Raw genomic sequence first — 5588 nt, forward strand, 5'->3', positions numbered from 1 at the left:
CGTCGGGGCCGGAGCAGGCTGTGCCGCCGGGGCGGGGGCGTTCTTCTTCGCGCCTTGCTGCGCATAGGCGGCCCCCGTTGACAACAGGACCGCGGCGGCGAGGGCGACAAATCGGGATTGCATGGGCATGGCGAAACCACGTTGGCGTGAACCGGGGGTCTCGCTGTAGCGTCGCGGGAGACGCGGCGCAAGCTTACTCGGCGGCTTCCTTGACGGTGCCGTGCTCGACCGTCTCGTGGCTGTCACCGTCACTCGGACGGCCCCAGCCCGAGAACCAGTTGTTGAGTTCGTCGAGATAGAGATAGACCACGGGCGTGGTGAACAGCGTCAGTGCCTGGCTGACGATCAGGCCGCCGACCATGGCGTAGCCGAGGGGCTGGCGGATCTCGGCGCCGGTGCCGTGACCGAGCATCAAGGGCACGCCGCCGAGCAGCGCGGCCATCGTCGTCATCATGATGGGGCGGAAGCGCAGCAGCGCGGCCTGGCGGATCGATTCCGCCGGCGTCTTGTGCTCGTCGCGTTCGGCGGCGATCGCGAAGTCGACCATCATGATGCCGTTCTTCTTCACGATGCCGATCAGGAGAATGATTCCGATCAGGGCAATGAGGCTGAAGTCGAAGCCGGCCGCCATCAGGATCGCGAGCGCGCCGACGCCGGCCGAGGGCAGGGTCGACAGAATCGTGATCGGATGGATGTAGCTCTCGTAGAGGATGCCCAGGATCAGATAGACCACGACGAGTGCGGCGAGGATCAGCAGCGGCACGGTGCCGAGCGACTGCTGGAACGCCTGCGCGGTGCCCTGGAAGCTGGAATTGAGTGTCGGCGGCGTTCCGAGATCGGCCATCGCCTTCTGGACGGCTTCGGTCGCCTGGCCGAGCGCAACCCCTTGCGCGAGGTTGAAGCTGATCGTGATCGCCGGAAACTGGCCCTGGTGGCTGATCGAGAGCGGGCGGACCGGATCGGTGGTCCAGGTCGCGAAGGTCGACAGCGGCACCTGTTCGCCGGTCAGCGGCGATTTCAGATAGAGCTTGTTCAATGTCTCGAGACTGCCCTGCATTTCCGGCAGGACTTCGAGGATCACCTTGTAGGTGTTGAGCTGAGTGAAATACTGCGTGACCTGCCGCTGTCCGAAGGCGTCATACAGCGTGTCGTCGATCATCTGCGGCTGGATGCCGTAGCGCGAGGCGGTGTCGCGGTTGATCTTGAGCTGGACGGTGGTGCCCCGCGTCTGCTGGTCGGTCGCGACGTCGCGCAGTTGCGGCAGCGTCTGCATCTTGGAGAGAATCTTTGGCGCCCATTCGTTGAGTTCGTCCAGATTGGCGTCCTGCAGCGTGAATTCGAACTGCGTACGGGTCGGCCGGCCGCCGAGCCGGACGTCCTGGGCGGCCTGCATGTAGAGGCGGGCGCCCTCGACCTTGTCGAACTGCGGACGCAGCCGCGCGATGATCTCCTGCGCCGAGGCCTGGCGCTGGTCGCGCGGCTTCAGCGTGATGAACAAATTGCCGTTGTTGCCGGCGCGGCCACTGCCGCCGATCGACATGGCAACGCTGGCAATGTCGGGATCGGCCAGGATGATCTTGCCGAGCTGCTCCTGGCGCCTGACCATCTCCTTGAACGAAATGTCCTGCGAGGCTTCGGATGTGGCCGTGATAAGGCCGACGTCCTGTTGCGGGAAGAAGCCCTTCGGGATCAGGACGAACAGGTAGATCGACAATCCGAGCGTGGCGAAGAAGATCGCCAGCGTGGTGCGTCGCCAGGCCAGGGCGTGGTCGAGCACGTATTCGTAGCCGCGCAGCAGCCCGTCGAAGGCGCGCTCGCTCCATTGGTAGAATTTGCCGTGCGTCACCTCGCCATGCGCGCGCAGGAAGCGCGAGGCCATCATCGGCGTCAGCGTCAGCGACACGAACATCGAGACGAAGATGGTCATCGCCAGCACCACGGCGAACTCGCGGAACAGGCGCCCGATGATGCCGCCCATCAGCAGCAGGGGGATCAGCACCGCGACCAGCGAGATGCTGATCGAGACGATCGTGAAGCCGATTTCCTTGGAACCCTTGAAGGCGGCCACCATGGGCGAGTCGCCTTCTTCGATGTAGCGGGTGATGTTCTCGAGCATCACGATGGCGTCATCGACCACGAATCCGACCGCAATGGTGAGCGCCATCAGCGACAAATTGTCGAGCGAATAGCCGACCACCCACATCAAGGCGCATGCGCCGAGCAACGCCAATGGCACCGTCACCGTGGGAATGACGGTGGCCCAGAAGCTGCGCAGGAAGATGAAGATGACCATGACCACGAGCGCGATGGTCAGGAGCAGGGTGAACTGGACGTCTTCCACCGCGGCGCGGATCGTCGTGGTGCGGTCGCTGATCAGCTCGATCTTGATTGCGGGCGGAATAGCAGCCACCAGCCGGGGCAGGGTGGCCTTGATGCGGTCGACGGTCTCGATGACGTTGGCACCGGGCTGCTTGAATATCACCAGGAACACGCCGCGCTTGCCATTGGCCCAGGCCGCCTGTTTGGCGTCTTCGGCGGCGCTGACCGCCTGGCCGATGTCGCGGATGCGCAACGGACCGCCGTTGCGATAGGCGATGATGACGTCGTTCCAGTCCTTCGAGTGCGTGAGCTGGTCGTTGGCGTAGATCGTATAGGCGCGCCTCTCGCCGTCGATATTGCCCTTGGGGCTGTCGACCGTGGTGATCGCGATCGCACTGCGCACGTCTTCCAGCGACAGGCCCTTTGCCACAAGCTTTCCGGGATCGACCTGAATGCGGATCGAAGGTTTCTGCTGTCCGCCGATGAAGACCTGCGCGACGCCCGAAAGCTGGCTGATCTGCTGGGCGAGCTGGGCGTCGACGGCGTCGCTGACGCTGGTCAACGGCAACGTCTCGGAGGTCGCCGACAGCAGCAGGATCGGGGCGTCCGCCGGGTTGACCTTGCGGTAGGTCGGCGGCGAGGGCAGGTTCTTCGGCAGTTGGCCGCTGGCGGCGTTGATGGCACCCTGGACGTCGTTGGCGGCACCGTCGATGCTGCGATTGAGGTCGAACTGGATGGTGATCGACGCCGTGCCCAGATAGCTCGTCGAGGTCATCTGGGCGATGCCGGGGATCTGCGCGAATTGCCGTTCGAGCGGCTGCGCCACTGACGAGGCCATCGTCTCGGGGCTGCCGCCGGGCAGGTTGGCGGTGATCTGGATGGTCGGGAAGTCCACCTGCGGCAGCGGCGCGACCGGCAGCAGCGGGTAGGCAACGAGGCCGACGAACAGGATGCCGGCCATCAGCAGCGAGGTGCCGATGGGATAACGGATGAAAGGTGCCGAAATCCCGCCCTCGGTCATTCCTGTCGAACCTTGTTCTGCGCCGGATCCGAGCTCGCCACCGCTGTCGAGACGAGGCTTCCGGGCTGCACCTTGAATTGACCGCCGGTGATGACCTGCTGCCCGGGGATCAGGCCTTCATCGACGACCGAGCGTCCGTCGATGCTGTAGCTGACCTTGATCTTGTGCACTTCGGCCTTGTTGTCCTGATTGACGGTATAAGCGTACAGGCCGTCGGTGGAATGCTGGACAGCATCATCGGGAACCACGGTCGCGTCTTTCAGCGTCCGAACCAGGAGCCGCGTCGAAACCGACTGGCCCGGCCACAAGGTGTGGTCCTTGTTGTCGAACACCGCCTTGAGCCGAATGGTGCCGCTGGTGGTGTCGACCTGGTTGTTGATGACCGCGAGCTTGCCCTCGGCCAGCGTCTTCTTGCCGTCGGTCGTGAAGGCGATCACCTTGAGCGCACCGGCCCGCTGGCCTTCGCTGATATAAGGGAGCTGGTCTTCCGGTGCCGTGAAGATCACGGTGATCGGCTCGACCTGCGAGATCGTGACGATGCCCGTCTGCGTCGAGGCGTTGACGATGTTGCCGATGTCGACCTGGCGGAGCCCTGCGACCCCCGTGATCGGCGCCTTGATCTGCGTGTAGTCGAGCTGGGTCTGGGCGTTGGCGATCGCGGCTTCGTCGGCGGCGATCTGGGCGGTGAGCTGGGCAACTGTGGAGCGCTGGGTATCGACCCGCTGCGCGGTCGCGAATTCGCCGAGCTTCATGGCGCGCTGGAGTTCGAGATTGGCGTTGGCGAGGCTCGCCTCGTCCTGCGCCTTCTTGGCCTTGGCCTGGTCGAGCGTGGCTTGATAGGGACGGGGATCGATCGCGACCAGAAGCTCGCCCTGCTGGACAATCTGCCCTTCCTTGAAGGCGAGTTTGTCGATCTGACCGTCGACCCGGCTGCGGACCTGGACGGTGTTGAAGCCTTGAACTGTGCCGAGACCGGTCAGGTAGACCGGGAAGTCGAGCTTCTGAACCGGCGCAACGCTTACGGGGACGGCGGGCGGGCGGGGTGGACCCTTCTGGGCGGTCTGGGTTTTTCCGGCTTCAGGCCCGAATTTCTGCCAACCATAGTAACCCGCGGAGGCCGCTGCCGCGATGATGAGAAGCCAGAGGATCGGCCGGGACTTTTTCATGTCGTCTCGTGTCGGCTCGTGCCCTCAGCTATGAATTATAGGGCAATCGCAGGGTTCCACCGCGTTTGTATAATACACGCCAAGTTCCAGTGTAAACAGCACTATCCGTTGAGAATCCTAAACAATTGGAAAGCTTTGCACCACCTGGGCAGTGGTCTGGCGCGGCGGTGTGCAGTGCTGCATTTTCTCGGCCGGATCGATCGGCGGGCAAGTCTTGTGCGGCACTCGCAGACGATGTGCTCAACCTCAATGGCGCCGCGCCGAGCCGCGGCTCGGTGCCGGCGACAAGAACGTTTCTAAATACCGCGGAAGCTGTTTCGGTTGTCAGGAATTTCGGCATCGTCCATATCGGCGCCGCCACAAGGGAGCGCAGCATGGACGAATTGAACGGCAAGCTGATCGCGTGTCAGATTCTGATCACGGGATTGATCGCGCGTGTGGCCAACGAGCAGCGCGATCCCTTGCGCTTCCTCACCGACTTCCGAGACGAGATCAAGGCCGTCGTGAATGGCGTCAACATCGCGGGGATGGACAACACCGATCGCGTGCGCGCGGTCGCGCAGAAGACCGTCGATGAATTGTTCTCGCTGATGAAGCCGCCGAGCAGCGATTGATGCTGAAAGCACACCGTCAATTGCACGCATTTGGCGTCGTCTTTAGAATGAGTCCAGTCTTAGCTTAGAACGATTTCAAACTGCAGTTTAGAATTGTTTTGATCTGGATTGATTCAAGGGTTCTTGCGAGGCGCTCGCATTGACCCACTATTTTGCGGCCGATACCAACAACCCATCGTTCGTCGAAGTGAATGAGCGAACAGGAAGATGGGGCGTTTGGTAATGGGGCAGGTGGTCGCACCGAAGTCGTTGCGTTCGGTCGCAGCATTCGATCTGGGGAATGAAAAGTTCGCGTGCGTTTCCGGCAAGAAGGTCTCCGCGGTTGCGAGCTTGATCGCAGCGGCGTCCGTTTCGAGCGGGGCGCAGGCGCAGCAGTCGAACCTGCCGCCGGTGACGGTCGACGCTCCTGTCGCGCGTCCGCGTCCGACGGCCTCGAAGCCTTCGCCGGAGCAAATCCGCGCCCGCAAC

At 63.0% G+C, this 5588-nt stretch carries 3 protein-coding genes and 2 pseudogenes; 2 read left to right on the forward strand and 3 right to left on the reverse strand.

Translation table 11 applies throughout. The annotated features are described in order from the left end of the window. The 3 genes and pseudogenes from MOV74_RS30055 to MOV74_RS30065 all read right to left on the reverse strand — a co-directional run. A pseudogene (locus tag MOV74_RS30055) lies at window positions 1-129 on the reverse strand (invasion associated locus B family protein); the annotation flags it as partial. A gap of 64 nt (window positions 130-193) precedes the next feature. Further along, window positions 194-3340, reverse strand: coding sequence for a multidrug efflux RND transporter permease subunit (locus MOV74_RS30060; RefSeq protein ID WP_246930353.1), 3147 nt, complete (start codon window positions 3338-3340; stop codon window positions 194-196). Beyond that, window positions 3337-4506 carry an efflux RND transporter periplasmic adaptor subunit gene (locus MOV74_RS30065; protein WP_246930355.1) on the reverse strand — a complete coding sequence of 390 codons (1170 nt, stop codon included), beginning with the start codon at window positions 4504-4506 and terminating at the stop codon, window positions 3337-3339. Before MOV74_RS30065 ends, MOV74_RS30060 begins: the two co-directional genes overlap by 4 nt. A 374-nt stretch (window positions 4507-4880) precedes the next feature. Between MOV74_RS30065 and MOV74_RS30070 the strand changes: the two genes are divergently transcribed. After that, the gene (locus MOV74_RS30070; protein ID WP_025035676.1) at window positions 4881-5120 is read left to right on the forward strand and encodes a hypothetical protein; all 240 of its coding nucleotides are present in this window, start codon (window positions 4881-4883) and stop codon (window positions 5118-5120) included. A gap of 207 nt (window positions 5121-5327) precedes the next feature. Beyond that, window positions 5328-5588, forward strand: a pseudogene (locus tag MOV74_RS30075) (TonB-dependent siderophore receptor); the annotation flags it as partial.

The sequence above is a fragment of the Bradyrhizobium sp. SHOUNA76 genome (assembly GCF_023006445.1).
In the GTDB taxonomy this organism is placed as follows: domain Bacteria; phylum Pseudomonadota; class Alphaproteobacteria; order Rhizobiales; family Xanthobacteraceae; genus Bradyrhizobium.